The organism is Nocardioides hwasunensis, from assembly GCF_014779665.1.
Classification (GTDB): Bacteria; Actinomycetota; Actinomycetes; order Propionibacteriales; family Nocardioidaceae; genus Nocardioides; species Nocardioides hwasunensis.
Genome location: NZ_JACXYY010000001.1, coordinates 190092 through 207507 on the forward strand (window position 1 = coordinate 190092; position 17416 = coordinate 207507).

The following is a 17416-nucleotide window of genomic DNA, read 5'->3' on the forward strand; positions in this document are numbered from 1 at the left end:
CATCTGACGACCGCGCCATCTGACGACCGCGCCATCTGACGACCGCGCCATCTGACCGGCGCCGTCCCACCGGCGCGAGACCTACTGGGACTTGATGCCCTGTGCTGCCTTCTCGGCGGTCGTGGCGACCCGTGCCGCGCGGGTCTCGGGACGCTTCGCCAGCACGATCCAGGTCAGGATCATCTTCTGCGCCGATGCGGACCACGAGACCCAGTGCTCACGCGAGCCCGGGTGGCGGTCGAAGGCCTCGGAGAGGTCGTCGGGCACGACGAGGTCCTCGACGTCGTCCATGAGGGTCCACATGCCCGTCTCCTTCGCGACCGCGACGGCGGCCGCGCCGGCCGGCTGCATGAGCCCGGCCTCCTCGAGACGGGCGATGCGACCCTTGTTGATGCGGGTCCACATGCTGCCCTTGCGGCGCGGCGCGAACCACATCATCGCGTGCTCCTCGTCGACGGGCTTCACGGTCGAGTCGACCCACCCGTAGCGCAGCGCCTCGAGCACCGCCTCCTCGTAGGAGATCGCGCGCTCGGCGGCGCGTCGCCGACTGACCAGCCACACGCCGGAGGGCTGGCTGTGGTGCTCGTGCAGCCACGAGCTCCACTCGGCGACGGAGCCCGCCTCCAGCCGTTCCGCCTCGTCCATCACACCCATGCGCCCCAGGCTAGGGCTGAGCCACGACACCGCGCACGGGACGTGCCGGTCCGACATGTGGGGACCCGATGACCGCAGTCGGTGCCGCAGGTACGCTGGATCGCGCACAGCGTCGTGCAGTCCCGCACAACCCTTGAACATCCCCGAGGACCCCGCTGTGAGCACTCCTGCCAAGCCCGTCGTACTCATCGCCGAAGAGCTGAGCCCCGCCACGATCGAGGCACTGGGCCCGGACTTCGAGATCCGCACCTGCAACGGCGCCGACCGCGCCGAGCTGCTGCCCGCGATCGCGGACGTCGACGCGATCCTGGTCCGCTCGGCGACCAAGGTCGACGCCGAGGCGCTCGCCGCGGCCCACCGGCTCAAGATCGTCGCCCGTGCCGGCGTCGGCCTCGACAACGTCGACGTCAAGGCCGCCACCCAGGCGGGTGTCATGGTCGTCAACGCGCCGACCTCCAACATCGTCAGCGCAGCCGAGCTGGCGGTCGCGCTGATGCTCGCCGCCGCGCGCCACATCAGCCCCGCCCACGCCGCCCTCCGCGGTGGGGAGTGGAAGCGCTCGAAGTACACCGGCATCGAGCTCTACGAGAAGACCGTCGGCATCGTCGGCCTCGGCCGCATCGGCGTGCTCGTCGCCCAGCGCCTCAGCGCCTTCGGCATGAAGGTCATCGCCTACGACCCCTACGTCCAGGCCGGCCGCGCCGCGCAGATGGGCGTACGCCTCGTCGACCTCGACACGCTGCTCGCGGAGTCCGACTTCATGAGCGTGCACCTGCCCAAGACCCCCGAGACCATCGGCCTCATCGGCGCCGAGCAGCTCGCCCGGGCCAAGGGCAGCCTGGTGCTGGTCAATGCCGCGCGCGGCGGGATCGTCGACGAGGCAGCCCTGTTCGACGCCCTCAAGACCGGCCAGATCGCGGCCGCCGGCCTCGACGTCTTCGCGACCGAGCCGTGCACCGACAGCCCGCTCTTCGAGCTGGAGAACGTCGTCGCCACCCCGCACCTCGGGGCGTCCACCGACGAGGCGCAGGAGAAGGCCGGCATCGCCGTCGCGCGGTCGGTGCGCCTGGCCCTCAGCGGCGAGCTCGTCCCCGACGCGGTCAACGTGCAGGGCGGCGTCATCGCCGAGGACGTGCGCCCCGGCATCCCGCTCACCGAGAAGCTCGGCCGCGTCTTCACCGCCCTCGCAGGCGAGGCCGCCCAGCAGATCGACGTCGAGGTCCGCGGCGAGATCACCGAGTACGACGTCAAGGTGCTCGAGCTGGCCGCGCTCAAGGGTGTCTTCGCCGACATCGTCGAGGAGCAGGTCTCCTACGTGAACGCTCCGCTCCTCGCCGCCGAGCGCGGCACGGAGGTCCGTCTCGTGACCGACGCCGAGAGCCCCGACCACCGCAACCTCATCACCATCCGCGGCACGCTCGCGGACGGCACGCAGGTGTCGGTCAGCGGCACCCTGGTCGGCATCGGTCAGCGTGAGCGCCTGGTCGAGGTCAACGGCTTCGCGGTCGACATCGAGCCCACCACGCACCTGGCGTTCCTCACCTACGAGGACCGTCCCGGCATGGTCGGCGTCATCGGCGGCATCCTGGGCGACGCCTCGGTCAACATCGCCGGCATGCAGGTCTCGCGCCAGGACAAGGGTGGCGCGGCGCTGGTCGCGCTCAGCGTCGACTCGGCCATCCCGGCGGACACGCTCGCCGAGCTGCAGGGCGCGATCGAGGCCGACGCGGTGCGCGCGGTCGACCTGACCTGATCCGACCCGAGGCAGGTGGTCGTCGCCTCAGGCGACCATGACACGCCCGGTGCCTCCGCGCTGGGACGCGGCCCGGCCCGACGCCGTCCGGGCCGCGTCCGTGGACACGTGGTCCCATGCGGCCGCGAGGCGGCGTACGGCCTCGGTGAGGGTCTCCGGCGACGTCGTCCACGGGATCCGGACGAAGCGGTCGAGCCCGCCCTCGACGGCGAAGAGCGGCCCCGGGGCGACGACGACGCCGCGACGCTCGGCCTCGACCGTGGTCGCGGTGCCGAGAGGCTCGGGCAGCTCGCACCACAGCGCCAGCCCGCCGTCGGGCACCCGGAACCGCCACTGCGGGAGGTGCTCGCGGACCGCCGCGACGAGCGCGTCGCGGCCGGCCACCAGCCGCTCGCGGTGCACCGGCAACACCTCGTCGGCGCGGTCCATCAGGTCGGCGAGGACGAGCTGCTCGAGGACCGGCGCGCCGAGGTCGAGCCCGATCCGCGCCTGGACCAGCCGATCCATGTCGGCCAGCGGAGCGCGCACCCACCCGAGGCGGAGGCCGCCCCAGTAGGACTTGCTCGCGCTGCCGATCGTGATCGCGCCCTCGGCGTACGCCGCCAGCGGACGGGGCATCGCATCGGCGAGGCCGGGGGCGAGGGCGAGCGCATGGTGGGCCTCGTCGGCGACGACGGTCGTCCGCGTGCGAGCCAGCGCTCCCGCGACCTCCTCGCGCTGCGCGTCGGACATGAGGTGGCCGGTCGGGTTCTGGAAGTCGGGGATCAGGTAGGCCAGCCGCGGCGAGGTCTGGCGCAGCGTCGCCGACAGCGCGTCGAGGTCCCAGCCGTCGGGGTCGACGTCCGCGGCCACGATCCGCGCGCCCGCCTGCCGGACCGCCTGGGTGGCGTTGGGATAGGTCGGGGACTCGACCACCGCGCGCTCGCCGGGGGCGGTGAACGCCTGGGCGACGATCGACGCAGCCGCGAGCGCGCCCGCGGTGACCATCACCTGCTCGGGCAGGGTCGGCAGCCCCCGCGCGTCGTACGCCGCCGCGATCCGCGCCTGCAGCACCGGCACCCCGAGCGGGAAGTAGCCGGGGCCGCTGAGGTAGGCCGGGAGCTCGTCGGTGGCCCGCTGGTAGGCCTCGACCAGCCCCGGCGGTGCGGAGTGCGCCGCGCAGTTGAGGTCGATGACGTCGTCACCCCCCGGGCCCGGCATCAGGGCCCGGTCCTGGCGTCGTTGCCCACCCGGCACGACGGTGAAGGTGCCCGACCCGCGGCGCGCATCGGCGTACCCCGACTCGCGGAGCACCTCGTAGGCGCGCGTGACCGTGGTGCGCGAGACGTCGAGAGCACCGGTCAGCTCGCGCTCGCTCGGCAGTCGGACGCCGACGCCGATGCGGCCGTCGCCGATGAGGACCCGGAGGCTGTCGGCGAGCCCGAGGTAGGCAGGGGACCGCGGGAAGTCACCGACCAGGGTGGCCACGCGCTGGGCGCTGATCAAGCGGCTCATGCAGGCCACTGTTCCACGATTGGATATGTCGGACAAGGCCAATTGGGGTGAGGATGGTGGGCATGAGCACGATCCCGACCCCCACCACCCGCGCACCCCGTCCCGTCCTGGCAGACCTCGGCCCCCTCGCCCAGCTGCGGGCCGGCCGGCTGGCGCGCCGGCTGCCCCAGCTCTACGTCGGGCTGTTCCTCTACGGTGTGTCGCTCGCGCTGATGGTGCGCGGCGCGCTCGGGCTCGCCCCGTGGGACGTGCTCCACTCCGGCTTCATCCAGCACGTGCCGATGACGCTGGGACAGGCGGTCGTGCTGTTCAGCTTCGTCGTGCTGGTGCTGTGGGTCCCGCTGCGCGAGATGCCCGGCCTGGGCACCATCAGCAACGCCCTGGTGGTCGGCCTCTCCGCCGATGCGACCCTCGCCGTGCTCTCCCGGCCGGACGCGATCGCGAGCCGCGTCGGGCTGATGCTCGGCGGCGTGGTCCTGTGCGGCTTCGCCAGCGCTCTCTACATCGGCGCGCAGCTCGGCCGCGGGCCCCGCGACGGCCTGATGACGGGACTGCACCGCCGCACCGGCCTCTCCCTGCGGCTGGTCCGCACCGGTCTCGAGGTCGTCGTCGTGGTCATCGGCCTCCTGCTCGGCGGCAAGCTCGGCATCGGCACGGTGGTCTATGCGCTGGCCATCGGCCCGCTCACCCAGCTGATGCTGCCCTGGCTGACCGTCGACCTGAGGGGCCCGGTCGACGCGCTCCCGGTCGAGCCCTGACGCGTCGGGTCAGCCGGCGTTGTCCGAGACCAGGTAGGCGATCACCCCGATGCTGATGAGCGAGGAGACCAGCATCCCGGTCTGCCCGAACATCAGCGGCAGTGCGCTGATGGCCCACACGTCGAAGCCGCGGACCACGCTCCCGAACACCGCCGTCGGCACCCCGCCGCCGGGGGTGCTCACCATCGGTGCGGCGTAGTTGGGTGGCTTGCCGGTCACCCACCGCACGGTGGCCGCGATCGAGGACAGGCCGCACGCGATCGCGAGGTTGATCGCGCCACCGTCCGGCATCTCGTCGACGAGCGTCGGCGTGGTCGCGAGGGCGAAGACCATCAGCGCGGCACCCGGCACGACCAGGTGCGCGAGCAGCAGCGTCTGGCGCCGGAAGGGCAACATCCGCGCCAGGCTCTGGGTGCGCACGACGACGCGCAGCCCGGAGCAGAGCGCGGGTCCGCCCAGCAGACCGGCGAGCGTCGTGGCCAGCACGACCGCCCGGCCGGCGTCCGCCTCGGAGGCGGCGTAGGGGACCAGGACGAGCCCGGCCAGCAGGACGTAGGGCTGCGGGGACCGCAGTGCGCGCAGGAAGTCGCGGTGCACCAGTGCCGCCCACCCCAGCGGGCCGCCGGTGCGGGTGCGGACGTGCGCGAAGCGGCCCCAGCGGCGGGCCAGCAGCACGTCGTACATCAGGCCCAGGTCGACCGACGACAGCGCGCCGGACAGGCTGGGGGACAGGTGCTCGGTGTAGGCCAGGACCCGACGCGAGACCCGACCGACCGAGATGCGCGCGCGGACGACCAGCGCCGCGGCGACGAGCACCACCAGCGCGGTGAGGACCAGGGCCAGCGCCGGGGGAACGCTCGGCACCGCGCTGAGCTCCCGGGTCGCCGCCAGCCCGAGGGCCACCCAGAGCGCCAGCGTGACCAGCCAGGTGAGCCAGCGCGCGACCGGGCTCTCGTGGACCTGGGACAGCGCGGCGATCGCCACGCACGCGAGCGCCGCCGCGCTCGCGCCCACGAGGAACGCCAGTCCCTCGCCCCAGGAGAAGCCGCCCAGGATCGCGGGTGCGACCAACGCGAGCACGGCGCCGGTGAGCGTCAGCGCGACGGTCCGCAGCCAACCCGGGCGCAGCAGGGCGCCTCGGTCGACGGGGGTGCTCAGCAGCCAGCCGTTGGCCGCCGGCGGGCTGAAGACCGGGCCGAGCAGGCGGGCCAGGCCGAGCGCGAGCAGGGACACCGCGAGGGCGACCAGCCACGGAGCCGCCGAGCGGACCTCGCTGCAGGTCCCGGCGCACGTCTCGTCGGCCAGCTGGCGCAGGTTGAGCACGACGTTGCCGGCCATCGCGCCGACCATCACGACGCAGAACAGGGCGACGTAGGCGTCCGAGATCGCCTCGCCCCACTTCAGCTCGGCCCGGCCCCGGCGCCAGTCGCGGATCTCCTGGCGGACCTCGCGGGCGCTCGGGACGGCGGTGTCGAGGTCAGTGGACATCGGTCGCGTCCGGTGCCGGCTCGGGCGCCGGGCCGAGCCTCACGACCCGGTCGCACACCCGCTCGACCAGGCCGGGGTCGTGGCTGACCAGGAGCACGGCGCGGCCGGCCCGCTTCTCCGCCACCAGCTTGTCGCCGAGCCACCGCACGCCCTCGACGTCGAGCCTGGCCTCCGGCTCGTCGAGGACCAGCAGCTTGCGGGGCCGGACGAAGGCGCTGGCCAGGGCCAGCCGACGGCGCTGGCCCGACGACAGCGTCGAGGGCAGCTGGCCCGAGACCTCCATCAGCCCGACCTCGTCGAGCACGACGTTGACGACCTCCTCCGCATCCGGCTGCGAGTGCGCCCGCGCCATCAGGTCGAGGTGCTCGACCACGGAGAGGTCCGGGAAGAAGTCGATGTCGTCCATCACCACGGCCAGGTCCTGGCGGATCTCCGGCCTCCGCTCGTCGAGCTCGCGTCCGGCCAGGGTGGTCTCCCCGGAGTCGGCCTCGTCGGCTCCGACGATGCACCTCAGCAGCGTCGACTTGCCGCTGCCGTTGGGGCCCACCACGCCGACGGCCTCGCCGGCCGCGACGTCGAGGTCGACCCCGTCGAGGATCGTCCGGTCCCCGAACCTCCTCGTGATGCCACGAGCCATCAGGAGCGCCTCGCGCTTCGGCCGGGCCTTCTTCTTCGCCATGTCCTTCATCCAAGCAGGGCACGCCGTCGATCGAGTCCCAGGCCCGGCCGTGACGGGAGCCGGCGCGGGCGCCACACGTGTCCGCGACGTCGCCCTCGGATCGCGTGTCCGAGGGCGATCTCTCGGACACGTGTGGGGGTCAGGCGGAGGCGGCTCGGGCAGCTGGTGGGTGACGGAACGTTCCGGTCAGTCTTTGGACGGTTGTTTCCTCGATCGCGCGCAGGGTAGGAAGAGGTCGACCGTGATCGTTAGTGGTGGGGGAATCATGCGTGTTCGTCGCGTCGTCGTGTCCGTTCCGATGTTGCTGGCGCTGGTGGCGGCAGGTGGTGCACCCGCCGTCGCAGCCGGCGACGGGGGTGAGCTCCGTGTGCCGGAGCGCAGTGAGCGCGCGGCCCAGGGCGCGGCGCTGCTCCGCGCCGACACCGCGGAGGACGGCGTCGTACGCCGCACGGCGCGACTGACCAACATCGGCAACGAGCCGGCGTCGAGCCCCTCGCAGCAGCTCGCCTCCGTCGACGTCACCGTCGACGTCGAGGCGCAGACGATGACCGGCGCCGCCACCCTGAATGCGGCACCCGACCCCGGTGCTGCCGTCGCGGTCTACGTCGGCACGTGGGACGGCCGTTCCTGCGTGACCGGGTTCGTCGCGGGCGCGGCCCCCGGTGTGGCCCAGGGGGCAGGCCAGTTCGCCGACGGCGAGCAGGTCGGCGTCACCAGCACCACGCAGGGCAACCAGGTGACGATCAGCACGGCTGCCCACCCGCGGCTGCGCAACACCCCGTTCGAGTGCGCCTTCGCGCGGGTGAGCGTCAACACGCCCGGCGGCGCGACGCTGAGCACGGCCTACGCCGACGACCTGGAGGACAGCTACAAGCCCGTCCTCGAGGTCGAGCCCGACGACAAGATGGTCGGTGCCCGGGCGGGCAAGTGGGCCAAGGTCCGCCTCGAGCTGCGCAACACCTCGCGCGGTCCGGCGAGCTCGGTCCGGCTGACCGCCACGGGCAAGGGCATCGACGTCCGGAGCACGAACGTCTACTCCGGCGCCGTGGACGCCCGGTCGACGGAGTACCTCGACGTCCAGGTGCGGCTCAAGGCACCGAAGGGCAAGAAGGGGAAGAAGGCGAAGCTGAAGCCGCGGACGCTGACCTTGACCGCCACCGACCCAGCGGCTGCCACCGCCACGGCCCAGGTCACCGTCGTCCTGACGCCCAAGCCGACCATCCCGAAGAAGCTCACCGGCACCTACTGGTGGGGCTGGGAGTCCACCAACCTCCAGTCCCGGGCCGGATGGATCAACCACTCCATCTGGTTCGTCGACAAGAAGTGGGCGCACACCGGGTGGGCCGAGGGCAAGAAGCCGCGCTGCTCGGCCAAGGTCAAGGAGTGCGTGCGCTACTCCTACAACCCGCGCACCGGCACGGTGAAGCTCGGAAAGCAGCGGGCCAAGGTCACCTCCGAGGGATTCACCTTCAAGCACCCGGCCTACAAGGACGAGAAGCTGCGCGTCGAGCCGCTGACGCTGCCGAAGAAGGGGACCAAGCTCGCCCTCGACCTCTACCACCAGAACTGGTCGGGCTACTGCGCGATCACCTGCACCTCCTACACCGACTACCTGACCATGGACCGCACCAACAAGTTCGTCGAGGGCGGGTTCTCGGTCGGCAGCTGGCCGGGTCTGGGGCAGAGCTGGAGCAGCGCGCCCGCCGACCAGCGCGGCACCTACAAGGTCGTCGCCACCGGCATCATCGAGCTGTCGTACGCCGACGGCACCCGCGAGCGCGAGGTCATCGGCATCCAGCACGACCCGAGCGGCAAGCCCAACCCGGCCGCCGCCGGCGTGGTGCTCGGCGACACCAACTTCTACGACTGACGGTCGCAGCCGGGGATCCGGCTAGCGGCGGGTCGCGATGATGGTGGAGGCGTCGGCGGCCACCATCACCTCGACGGCGGTGAACCGCTCATCGGTGAGCCACTGCTCGCGCAGGGTGTCCACGCGGCCGTAGGCGATCGGCGGCCACGACTCGCACGGTGCGAAGTCGTCGAGCACGACGATCCCGCCCGGCTCGACCAGGTCGATGATCGCGTCCACGCCGACCTCCGACGGACTGCCGGAGTCGAGGAACAGCAGGGAGAACGGGCCGTGCTCGCGCAGCACGCTCCAGTCCGCGGCCAGCACCTCGACGCATCCGTCGTCGGTGAAGATCTCGGCGGCCGCGCCGGCCAGCGACTCGTCGAGCTCGGCGGTCAGGATCCGCGCCCCGTTGCGTACGCCGCTGCGCAACCACGCGGTGCCGACGCCGCAGCCGGTGCCGAACTCCGCCATCGTCCCGCCCCGGGTCGCCGCGAGGGTGGCCAGCAACCGGCCGGTCTCGTTGCGGCAGAACGCGACGTAGCCGGCCTGGCGGCACACGTCGAACGCGCGCTGGACGATGTCGGGGAGTTCGGGAGGGGCAGACATGAGGTCGCCGAGTCTGTCACCACTGGCCGGGAATCCCACGGGTCGATCCGACATCTCACGATCTGACACGTTTCGACAAACCGGGTGCACGGCGCCGGCGCACGGTCGTAGAGTCGCCTCACCATGCGGAGCGTCTTCGTACTTATCGACTGCCGCGGCGAGGCCTGACAAGAAAAGGCCACCTCGTCGCGGTGTTCGGCGTTGACGAGGTTCCGCCGCCCGGCCTTTCACTCCAGAGAGCTTCTGCTCTCGAGTTCGAAGCCGTCGCCTCCGTGGCGGGTCCACGCAGCTCCTGCGCGATCCGCATGCTCGCCTGGCCGGCGGTCGGGCCCCGGGTGATCCCCGCACTCCCGCCTCCCCACCCGCCGCGGTGTCGGTGGCTTCGGACTCCCCATCACGTGCACCAGGTGCACACACCCGAGGAGCGAACATCGATGTACGACCTGTACCCGGACAGCTGGGGCCCTGCGGCCCACGACCCCGAGAACCCGCGCAGCGCCGAGAACACGGCCATGGCCGTCCAGACCGCGCTTGACCTGCGAGACAACGGCAGCCAGCGGCCGGACGACAACTAACGTCTGCCGCATGTCCGACACCCAGCAGTCCGCACCCACGAGCACCGGCAGCCAGGCCCTCGCCATCATCCCCGGCGACGGCATCGGCCCGGAGGTCACCGCCGAGGCCCTGAAGGTCCTCGAGGTCGCCTCCCCGGTGACGTTCGAGTCGACGCGCTACGACCTCGGCGCCGAGCGCTACCTCGCGACCGGCGAGGTGCTGCCCGACTCGGTGCTCGCGGAGATCCGCGGGCACGACGCCATCCTGCTGGGAGCCGTCGGCGGCAAGCCCAACGACCCGAACCTGCCGCCGGGCATCCTCGAGCGGGGACTGCTGCTGCGGCTGCGCTTCGAGCTCGACCACTACGTCAACCTGCGCCCGTCGCGGCTCTTCCCCGGCTCCACCTCGCCGCTCTCGGAGGCGGTCCTGGCGAAGGGCGACATCGACTTCGTCGTCGTGCGGGAGGGCACCGAGGGCCCCTACACGGGCAACGGTGGCGCCCTCCGGGTCGGCACCCCGGCCGAGATCGCGACCGAGGTGTCGGTCAACACCGCGTACGGCGTCGAGCGGGTCGTGCGCGACGCGTTCGCCCGCGCCGAGAAGCGCCCGCGCAAGAAGCTGACGCTGGTCCACAAGACCAACGTGCTTACCCACGCGGGCTCGCTGTGGTGGCGCCTCTTCGAGCAGGTCGCCGCGGAGCACCCCGACGTCACGACCGACTACATCCACATCGACGCGGCCATGATCTTCCTGGCCACCGACCCCGCCCGCTTCGACGTGATCGTCACCGACAACCTCTTCGGCGACATCGTCACCGACCTCGCCGCCGCCATCACCGGCGGCATCGGGCTGGCCGCCTCCGGCAACGTGAACCCCGACCGGACGGCCCCCTCCATGTTCGAGCCCGTCCACGGCTCGGCCCCCGACATCGCCGGCCAGCAGGTCGCCGACCCGACCGCCGCGATCCTCTCCGGCGCGCTCCTCCTCGACCACCTCGGCCACCCCGAGGCGGCGGCCCGCATCGAGGCGGCCGTCCTGGCCGACCTCAGCGAGCGCGCACCGGGCACGAGTCGTCGCACGAGCGAGGTCGGCGACGCGATCGCCGCGCGCCTCTGAGTGCCCGCGCCGGGCCACTGGAATAGGTTGACCCCATGCAGATCAGCACCACCGCCAACGCCACACCCGTCGACGACGCCCGGCTCGCCGAGATCCACGCGAACCCCGGCTTCGGCACGCACTTCACCGACCACATGCTGCTGGTCGAGTGGACGCCCGACACAGGGTGGCACCACGCGCGCATCGAGCCCTACGGCCCGCTGACCCTCGACCCGGCGACCGCGGTGCTGCACTACGCGCAGGAGACCTTCGAGGGGATGAAGGCCTACCGTCACGAGGACGGCTCGGTCTGGACCTTCCGTCCCGACCAGAACGCCGCGCGGATGATCCGCTCGTCACAGCGCCTGGCCTTCCCCGAGCTGCCGGTCGACGACTTCGTCGCGTGCGTCGACGCTCTGGTCGAGGCCGACCAGCGGTGGGTGCCGGACAACTCGGGCGAGGGCGGCGAGAAGTCGCTCTACCTGCGTCCCTTCATGTTCGCCTCGGAGAAGTTCCTCGGCGTCCGGCCATCGCAGCACGTGACCTTCATGGTCATCGCCTCGCCCGCCGGCGCCTACTTCAAGGGCGGCGTGAAGCCGGTGAACCTGTGGCTGTCCGAGACACTGACCCGTGCCGGCCGTGGTGGCATGGGTGCGGCCAAGACGGGTGGCAACTACGCCTCGTCCCTGGCCGCGCAGCGTGAGGCGATCGAGCAGGGCTGCGACCAGGTGGTCTTCCTCGACGACCAGGAGTTCCGCTACATCGAGGAGCTCGGCGGGATGAACCTCTTCTTCGTCCACGCCGACGGTCGCGTGGTCACCCCCGAGACCGGCACCATCCTCGAGGGCATCACCCGCGCCTCGATCATCGAGCTGGCCGGCAAGCTCGGACATGCGGTCGAGGAGCGCAAGTTCTCCATCGACGAGTGGCGCGACGGCGTCGCCTCGGGCGACATCACCGAGGTCTTCGCCTGCGGCACCGCCGCCGTCGTCACGCCCGTCGGCGAGCTGCGCTCGCCGAGCGGAGTCACGCCGGCGCCGTCCAGCACCGAGCTGACCATGCAGCTGCGCGAGGCCCTCGTGGGCATGCAGTTCGGCCGGGCCGAGGACACGTTCGGCTGGATGCACCAGGTCTGCTGACGACGGGTGTTCGCCGTCGGCTGACGCTCGATCGGCCCGGCGCGGGCCAGCGCGCCGATAAACTCGGGCAGTGAGTTCGCCCGAGGTCAAGACGGATCCCGACCAGTCCTCCTGCAAGGGATCGCAAGCCTTCGAGGCCGCCAGCCCCCGGTCGCTGCGCGACTTCATGCGCACCGAGTCCGGCTCCGCCGGGATGCTGGTCGCCGCAGCGCTGATCGCGCTGGTCTGGGCGAACTCGCCGTGGTCGCAGTCCTACGTCGACCTCTGGCACACCGAGCTGGCGATCCGCTTCGGCAGCGGCGGGCTGACGATGGACCTGCACCACTGGATCAACGACGGCCTGATGGTCGTCTTCTTCTTCGTCATCGGCCTCGAGGTCCGCAAGGAGTTCGCCATCGGCGAGCTCACCGACCGCAGCCGCATCGTCGTGCCGCTCGTCGCGGGCATCACCGGCATGCTCGTGCCCGCCGGCATCTTCCTCGCGCTCAACTCCTCCGGTGAGGAGGCGGCGGGTTGGGGTGCGGTCATCGGCACGGACACCGCGTTCCTGCTCGGCGTGATGGCGCTGGTGGGGCCCGCGGTCTCCACCCAGCTGCGGATCTTCCTGCTGACCCTGACGGTGATCGACGACATCGTCGCGGTCAGCGTGATCGGCGTCGTCTACTCCGACGATCTCTCGATCGGTGCGCTGCTCGTCGCGGCCGCGTGCCTGGCCGTGCTCGTCGGTCTCGACCGCGTCGGTGTCTGGCAGGCCGCGCCCTACGTCCTCGTTGTGCTGGTGCTGTGGATCGCGACCCTGGAGTCCGGCGTGCACGCTTCCATCGCCGGCATGGTCAGCGGGCTGCTGGTGCCGGCCCTGGACCCGCGCCGGTCCGACGTCGAGGACGCCGCGCGCTCGTTCCGCGCCTTCCGGCAGTCGCCCATGCCGGGTGTCCAGCGGGCTGCGCGGCGCTCGCTGACTCGCGCCATCTCGGTCAACGAGCGGCTGCAGGAGGCGCTCCACACCCCCACCAGCCACGTCGTCGTCCCGGTCTTCGCGCTCGCGAACGCCGGTGTCGACCTGCGCGACGGCGTCCTCGGCGACGCGTTCACCTCGCGGCTGATGTGGGGCATCGTGCTGGGCCTGGTGGTCGGCAAGGCGCTCGGCATCTTCGTCGGGGCCTTCGCCAGCATCCGTCTCGGCTGGGGGAGGCTGCCGCAGGGCGTCGGGCTCGGGCACACCCTGGCCGGAGGCGCGCTCTCGGGCATCGGCTTCACGGTCTCGCTGCTCATCATCAGCCTGGCCTTCGACTCCGCGCGCCTGCAGGACCAGGCCCGGGTGGGGGTGCTGCTCGCGGCGGTGCTGGCCAGCCTCGCCGGCTGGATGGCGTTCCGCTTCTCCGCCCGCGTCCTCGGTCAGGACGACGCCGCGCTGCCTCGCGTCCTCAGCCGGCCGGTCGACCCCGAGCGCGACCACGTCGTCGGACCGGTCGACGCCGAGCTCACCCTGGTGGAGTACCTCGACTACGAGTGCCCGTTCTGCGCCCGGGTCAGCGGTGTGGGCGACGAGCTCCGCGACCACTTCGGCGACCGACTGCGCTACGTCGTCCGGCACCTGCCGCTGCCGAACCACCCGCACGCCGAGCTCGCCTCCCTGGCCTCGGAGGCGGCGGCGCGGCAGGGCCGCTTCTGGGACATGCACGCCGTCCTCTTCACCCACCAGGACGAGCTCGAGCTCGAGGACCTCGTCGGCTACGCCGCCCAGCTCGACCTCGACGTCGAGCGGTTCATGCGTGACCTCGAGGACGACGACGTCGCCCGGCACGTGGCGCACGACGTCGCGTCGGCGGAGGAGAGCGGCGTCCGCGGCACGCCGACGTTCTTCATCGGCGACCTCCGCCACGTCGGACCCTTCGACGCGCGCAGCCTGATCGCGGCGCTCGAGTCGTCGGGGCACTCGCCGGGCGTGCGGCCTCCCGTCGACAGGTGATCCCGGCCCTGCGGGCCTGATCCGTCATCCGGGAGGCGACCCGGAGAGTGCGGGGCGCAACGACGGGTCCGGGAGCGGACGTCAGCGTCCGGCGGACGCGCACGCGATGCAGGTGCGGGTCGCCGGAAGTGCCTCCAGCCGAGCGTCGGCGATGGCGGCGCCGCAGCCCTCGCACACGCCGTACGACCCGGCGTCGAGGCGCGCGACCGCGGCGTCGAGCTCGTCGAGGTGGTGACGGACCTGGCGGACGAGCGCCCCGATCTGTGAGCGCTCGAAGGCGATCGTCGCCCCCTCGGGGTCGTGCTCGTCGTCGGCGTTGGTGTCGAGCGAGGCGGCCACGATCGACGCGTGGTCACCGGTCAGGGACGACAGGCGGGCGAGCGTCGCGTCGCGCTCGGCAACCAACCGGCGCCGCATCTCGTCCATCCGGACATGATGGACCAGGCCCACGACAGCCCGCCGCGCGACACCGGGATCACCGGGTTCGCCGGGCCCCGGCCGTATCCTCGTGCCGTGACGACCCCCACCCACGCGCGCACCGGCACCGAGGCGCCGCCGCCCGGGCTGACCGTCGGCGGCTACGCGCTGCGGGCCCGCCTCGGCGAGGGCGGCATGGGTGTGGTGCACCTCGGCCAGAGGCCGGGGGAGCGCCCGGTGGCGATCAAGGTGCTCCGGCCGCACATCGTCGGTGACGACGAGGCGCGGCGCCGGCTGGCCCGCGAGGTGAGCTCGCTGAGCCGGGTGCGCAGCCGCCGCATCGCCGAGATCGTCGACGCCGACCCGTTCGGCGAGATCCCGTTCGTCGCCACCCGCTACGTCCCCGGACTGTCGCTGCACGACCACGTGCAGGAGGAGGGTGGGCTGTCCGGCGACGACCTGGTGTGGTTCGCCGACTGCCTGGCCGAGGCGCTCGAGGCCGTTCACTCCGTCGGGGTGCTGCACCGCGACATCAAGCCCTCCAACGTGATCATGGAGGGCCGCACGCCGATCCTCATCGACTTCGGGCTGGCCCGGGTCGCCGAGGACTCGCGCATCACGATGAACGGCTGGCTGCTCGGCACGCCGGGATACCTCGCGCCCGAGATCCTCTACGGCGACGACGCCAGCGCGGCCTCCGACGTCCACGCCTGGGCCGCCACCGTGGCGTACGCCGGCACCGGCCGCGCCCCCTACGGCCGCGGGCCGTCCGTGGCGATCATGGACCGGGTCCGTCGCGGCGAGCACGACCTGACAGGCCTCGACCCCGACGTGCTCGAGCTCGTCGAGGACGCGCTCGCGCCCGACCCGGCCGACCGGCCCACGCTCGACGAGGCGCGCGACTGGCTCGAGGCCCTCGCCGGCGGGGTGTCGGTCGATCGCCGCAGCCAGCCCAGCGCGAGCCCGGTCACCCTGCCCTACGCCGCCGCGGCGCAGCAGGAGCACGACGCGCCGACCCGCCTGGGCACCGCCGAGGCCGCGGTCGCGCCGCTCGCGCCCGCCGCGCCGCTCGAGCCCGTGGTCCCGCCGGTGGATGAGCCGGTGCACTGGTCGCAGGACTGGACCTCGCCCACCGAGTCGCCGATCGAGGACCTCTACGACGACCGCGGCGACGACACGTACGAACAGCGCCCCACCCAGGGCTGGGGCGAGGCGAGCACCCTCCCGCACCGCCAGACCCGGGTCCTGCCCGACGGCTCGACGGAGTACGTCGCCGACTACGGCCCGCCCGTCCGCCAGCGCGTCCCCGCCGGCCAGCGCCTGCGTCGGGGGCTCACCCTCCTCGCCGTCGGAGGAGTGGCGACAGGGGGCTTCGCGCTCGCGCCCTACGTCACCCTCGCCGTCCTCCTCGTCGCGGTGTGGCTGCTGCGCAGCGGCTCGATGGCTGCGTCGTCCGCCGGCCTCCGTCGCGACCGTCGCGGCGTGAAGTGGTACGACGGGATCCAGGTGCTGCTGTCCGCGCCCTGGCACGCCGTCGCTGGCCTCGGCGGTGCCCTGCTGCTGTTCCTCTGGAGCATCGGGATCGCGTGCGCGATCGCCCTCCTGTGCTTCGCCGCGTCGATCTCGATGACCACCTCGCTCGGGGTCGTCGGCGCGACCTTCGTGCTGGCCACCTGGTGGGGTCCCGGCTCCGAGCGGGTCAGGTCTCCTGTCCACCGCGTGGTCGACCCGCTCGCCCGGCGCGGCGTTCCGTGGCTGCTGGTCACGCTGCTCGTCGCGGCCCTCGGCACCGGCCTCGGTGGCGCCGCCGGCGCGCAGGGGACGAGCTGGTCGCCCAGCGACGCCGCGCCGTTCTCCGGCGTACGCCTGCCCGGCTGGCTCTGACCTCCGGCGCGCCGCCGATGCAGGTGTCGCGAGCGCACCGCGACCGCCAGGGTGACATGCTCGCGCGGTGACCACCGCCCGCACCGTGCCCGTCACCACCGAGATGGACGGCGACGAGCTCGACGCGATCGACGCCTGGCACCTCGCACGCGAGCACGGGCTGCGCGCGATCGCCGTCGAGTCCTTCGTCCGCTTCCGCTACGGCGACGGCTTCACCAACTCCCGCGCGCTCGCGCTCCAGGCGTGCCTGGCCGTCGTGCCGTTCCTGCTCGCGCTGACCGGGCTCGCGGCCGACCTCGACGAGGAGCGGCCGGCGCGCGTGGTCGCGCACGTCGTCGACAGCGTCTCGCCCGGCTCGGGGGAGGGTGACGCGCTGGCCTCGGCGGTCGAGTCGTCCGACCAGTCGGAGGTGGCAGGCGAGATCGCCCTGTTCCTCGGGCTGGGGTTCGCCCTCGTCTCGATGACGACCGCCATGGCCCAGGTCGAGCGCGGCGCGAACCGGATCTACGGCATCAGACGAGATCGTCCCGCTCGTGCGAAGTACGGCCGCGCCGCCGTCCTGACCGTGGTCCTGGCGGGTCCGGTCGGGGTGGGCTTCGTGATGATCGTGGGCGGAAGCGCGATCGGCGAGGCCATGGTCGAGGTCTACGGCTGGTCGTCGACGACCGAGCGCTGGTGGAACGTGCTGCGCTGGCCCGTCGGTCTCGCCCTGCTCGTCGCCACGATCGCCGTGCTGCTCGACCACGTCCCGCGCCGTCGCCAGCCGGCACTCTCGTGGCTCGCCCTCGGTGCCGGCGTCGCGGTGCTCCTCAGCGGCGTCGCCACGGCCGGGCTCTCGGGCTACGTCCTGCTCAGCGGGTCCTTCGACGCCGTCTACGGCCCGCTCGCGGGCATCGTCGCCCTGCTGCTGTGGGCGCTCCTGTCGTCGATCGCCCTGTTCTACGGCATCGCGGTGTGCGCCCAGCTCGAGGCGCTGCGTGCCGGTGAGGCGGAGCCGGTCCTCGACGATCCCGGCCGACCGCACGCCACCCAGGTCGCGGGCTGAGTCCTCGCCGGCGGGAGTGCGGCGCCGC

15 protein-coding genes are annotated in these 17416 nt (G+C 72.5%); 9 read left to right on the plus strand and 6 right to left on the minus strand.

The window, feature by feature from the left end:
* Positions 1-81: 81 nt before the first annotated feature.
* Positions 82-654 (minus strand): YdeI/OmpD-associated family protein, encoded by a 573-nt coding sequence (locus tag IEZ25_RS00980; protein ID WP_191197532.1) that lies wholly within the window; start codon positions 652-654, stop codon positions 82-84.
* Positions 655-811: 157 nt separating this feature from the next.
* Between IEZ25_RS00980 and serA the strand changes: the two genes are divergently transcribed.
* A complete protein-coding gene (gene serA, locus IEZ25_RS00985) occupies positions 812-2407 on the plus strand; it encodes a phosphoglycerate dehydrogenase (protein ID WP_318151972.1) in 1596 nt (531 codons plus the stop codon).
* 27 nt (positions 2408-2434) lie between these two features.
* Here the strand turns inward: serA and yczR are convergent, their stop codons facing one another.
* The gene (gene yczR, locus IEZ25_RS00990; protein WP_191197534.1) at positions 2435-3901 is read right to left on the minus strand and encodes a MocR-like transcription factor YczR; all 1467 of its coding nucleotides are present in this window, start codon (positions 3899-3901) and stop codon (positions 2435-2437) included.
* A gap of 62 nt (positions 3902-3963) precedes the next feature.
* Between yczR and yczE the strand changes: the two genes are divergently transcribed.
* Positions 3964-4659, plus strand: coding sequence for a membrane protein YczE (gene yczE / locus IEZ25_RS00995; RefSeq protein WP_191197535.1), 696 nt, complete (start codon positions 3964-3966; stop codon positions 4657-4659).
* A gap of 9 nt (positions 4660-4668) precedes the next feature.
* On the opposite strand, the gene IEZ25_RS01000 is transcribed toward yczE, so the two are convergent.
* Both IEZ25_RS01000 and IEZ25_RS01005 read right to left on the minus strand, forming a co-directional pair.
* A complete protein-coding gene (locus tag IEZ25_RS01000) occupies positions 4669-6147 on the minus strand; it encodes a DUF6297 family protein (RefSeq protein WP_191197536.1) in 1479 nt (492 codons plus the stop codon).
* Positions 6137-6826, minus strand: coding sequence for an ABC transporter ATP-binding protein (locus tag IEZ25_RS01005; protein WP_191197537.1), 690 nt, complete (start codon positions 6824-6826; stop codon positions 6137-6139). The genes IEZ25_RS01000 and IEZ25_RS01005 overlap by 11 nt, the downstream gene beginning before the upstream one ends.
* 286 nt (positions 6827-7112) lie before the next feature.
* On the opposite strand from IEZ25_RS01005, the gene IEZ25_RS01010 reads away from it, so the two are divergent.
* A complete protein-coding gene (locus IEZ25_RS01010; RefSeq protein WP_191197538.1) occupies positions 7113-8696 on the plus strand; it encodes a COG1361 family protein in 1584 nt (527 codons plus the stop codon).
* 21 nt (positions 8697-8717) lie between these two features.
* Here the strand turns inward: IEZ25_RS01010 and IEZ25_RS01015 are convergent, their stop codons facing one another.
* Complete coding sequence (locus tag IEZ25_RS01015; protein WP_191197539.1) at positions 8718-9284, minus strand: O-methyltransferase; 567 nt, start codon at positions 9282-9284, stop codon at positions 8718-8720.
* A gap of 434 nt (positions 9285-9718) precedes the next feature.
* Here IEZ25_RS01015 and IEZ25_RS01020 point away from each other — a divergent pair, with 434 nt between their 5' ends.
* The 4 genes from IEZ25_RS01020 (at position 9719) to nhaA (ending at position 14042) form a co-directional block, all read left to right on the plus strand.
* Positions 9719-9859 (plus strand): hypothetical protein, encoded by a 141-nt coding sequence (locus IEZ25_RS01020; RefSeq protein ID WP_191197540.1) that lies wholly within the window; start codon positions 9719-9721, stop codon positions 9857-9859.
* 10 nt (positions 9860-9869) lie between these two features.
* The gene (locus IEZ25_RS01025; protein WP_191197541.1) at positions 9870-10955 is read left to right on the plus strand and encodes a 3-isopropylmalate dehydrogenase; all 1086 of its coding nucleotides are present in this window, start codon (positions 9870-9872) and stop codon (positions 10953-10955) included.
* A 35-nt stretch (positions 10956-10990) separates the two neighbouring features.
* On the plus strand, positions 10991-12073 hold the full coding sequence (locus IEZ25_RS01030) for a branched-chain amino acid aminotransferase (RefSeq protein ID WP_191197542.1): 1083 nt from the start codon (positions 10991-10993) through the stop codon (positions 12071-12073).
* Positions 12074-12143: 70 nt separating this feature from the next.
* Positions 12144-14042: a Na+/H+ antiporter NhaA gene (gene nhaA, locus IEZ25_RS01035; protein WP_318151973.1), complete on the plus strand. Its 1899-nt coding sequence runs from the start codon at positions 12144-12146 to the stop codon at positions 14040-14042.
* A gap of 81 nt (positions 14043-14123) precedes the next feature.
* Here the strand turns inward: nhaA and IEZ25_RS01040 are convergent, their stop codons facing one another.
* Complete coding sequence (locus IEZ25_RS01040; RefSeq protein WP_191197543.1) at positions 14124-14468, minus strand: TraR/DksA family transcriptional regulator; 345 nt, start codon at positions 14466-14468, stop codon at positions 14124-14126.
* Positions 14469-14555: 87 nt separating this feature from the next.
* On the opposite strand from IEZ25_RS01040, the gene IEZ25_RS01045 reads away from it, so the two are divergent.
* Both IEZ25_RS01045 and IEZ25_RS01050 read left to right on the plus strand, forming a co-directional pair.
* Positions 14556-16343 (plus strand): serine/threonine-protein kinase, encoded by a 1788-nt coding sequence (locus IEZ25_RS01045; protein WP_191197544.1) that lies wholly within the window; start codon positions 14556-14558, stop codon positions 16341-16343.
* Between the two features lie 67 nt (positions 16344-16410).
* Positions 16411-17388, plus strand: coding sequence for a YihY/virulence factor BrkB family protein (locus IEZ25_RS01050; protein WP_191197545.1), 978 nt, complete (start codon positions 16411-16413; stop codon positions 17386-17388).
* Positions 17389-17416: the final 28 nt, after the last annotated feature.

Bases quoted from the DNA above. Each gene is read 5' to 3' on its own strand.
- IEZ25_RS01020 (WP_191197540.1), top strand. From the start codon at position 9,719: ATGTACGACCTGTACCCGGACAGCTGGGGCCCTGCGGCCCACGACCCC.
- IEZ25_RS01005 (WP_191197537.1), bottom strand. From the start codon at position 6,826: ATGGCGAAGAAGAAGGCCCGGCCGAAGCGCGAGGCGCTCCTGATGGCT.
- yczR (WP_191197534.1), bottom strand. From the start codon at position 3,901: ATGAGCCGCTTGATCAGCGCCCAGCGCGTGGCCACCCTGGTCGGTGAC.
- yczE (WP_191197535.1), top strand. From the start codon at position 3,964: ATGAGCACGATCCCGACCCCCACCACCCGCGCACCCCGTCCCGTCCTG.
- IEZ25_RS01040 (WP_191197543.1), bottom strand. From the start codon at position 14,468: ATGGACGAGATGCGGCGCCGGTTGGTTGCCGAGCGCGACGCGACGCTC.
- IEZ25_RS01025 (WP_191197541.1), top strand. From the start codon at position 9,870: ATGTCCGACACCCAGCAGTCCGCACCCACGAGCACCGGCAGCCAGGCC.
- IEZ25_RS01030 (WP_191197542.1), top strand. From the start codon at position 10,991: ATGCAGATCAGCACCACCGCCAACGCCACACCCGTCGACGACGCCCGG.
- IEZ25_RS01015 (WP_191197539.1), bottom strand. From the start codon at position 9,284: ATGTCTGCCCCTCCCGAACTCCCCGACATCGTCCAGCGCGCGTTCGAC.
- IEZ25_RS01000 (WP_191197536.1), bottom strand. From the start codon at position 6,147: ATGTCCACTGACCTCGACACCGCCGTCCCGAGCGCCCGCGAGGTCCGC.
- IEZ25_RS00980 (WP_191197532.1), bottom strand. From the start codon at position 654: ATGGGTGTGATGGACGAGGCGGAACGGCTGGAGGCGGGCTCCGTCGCC.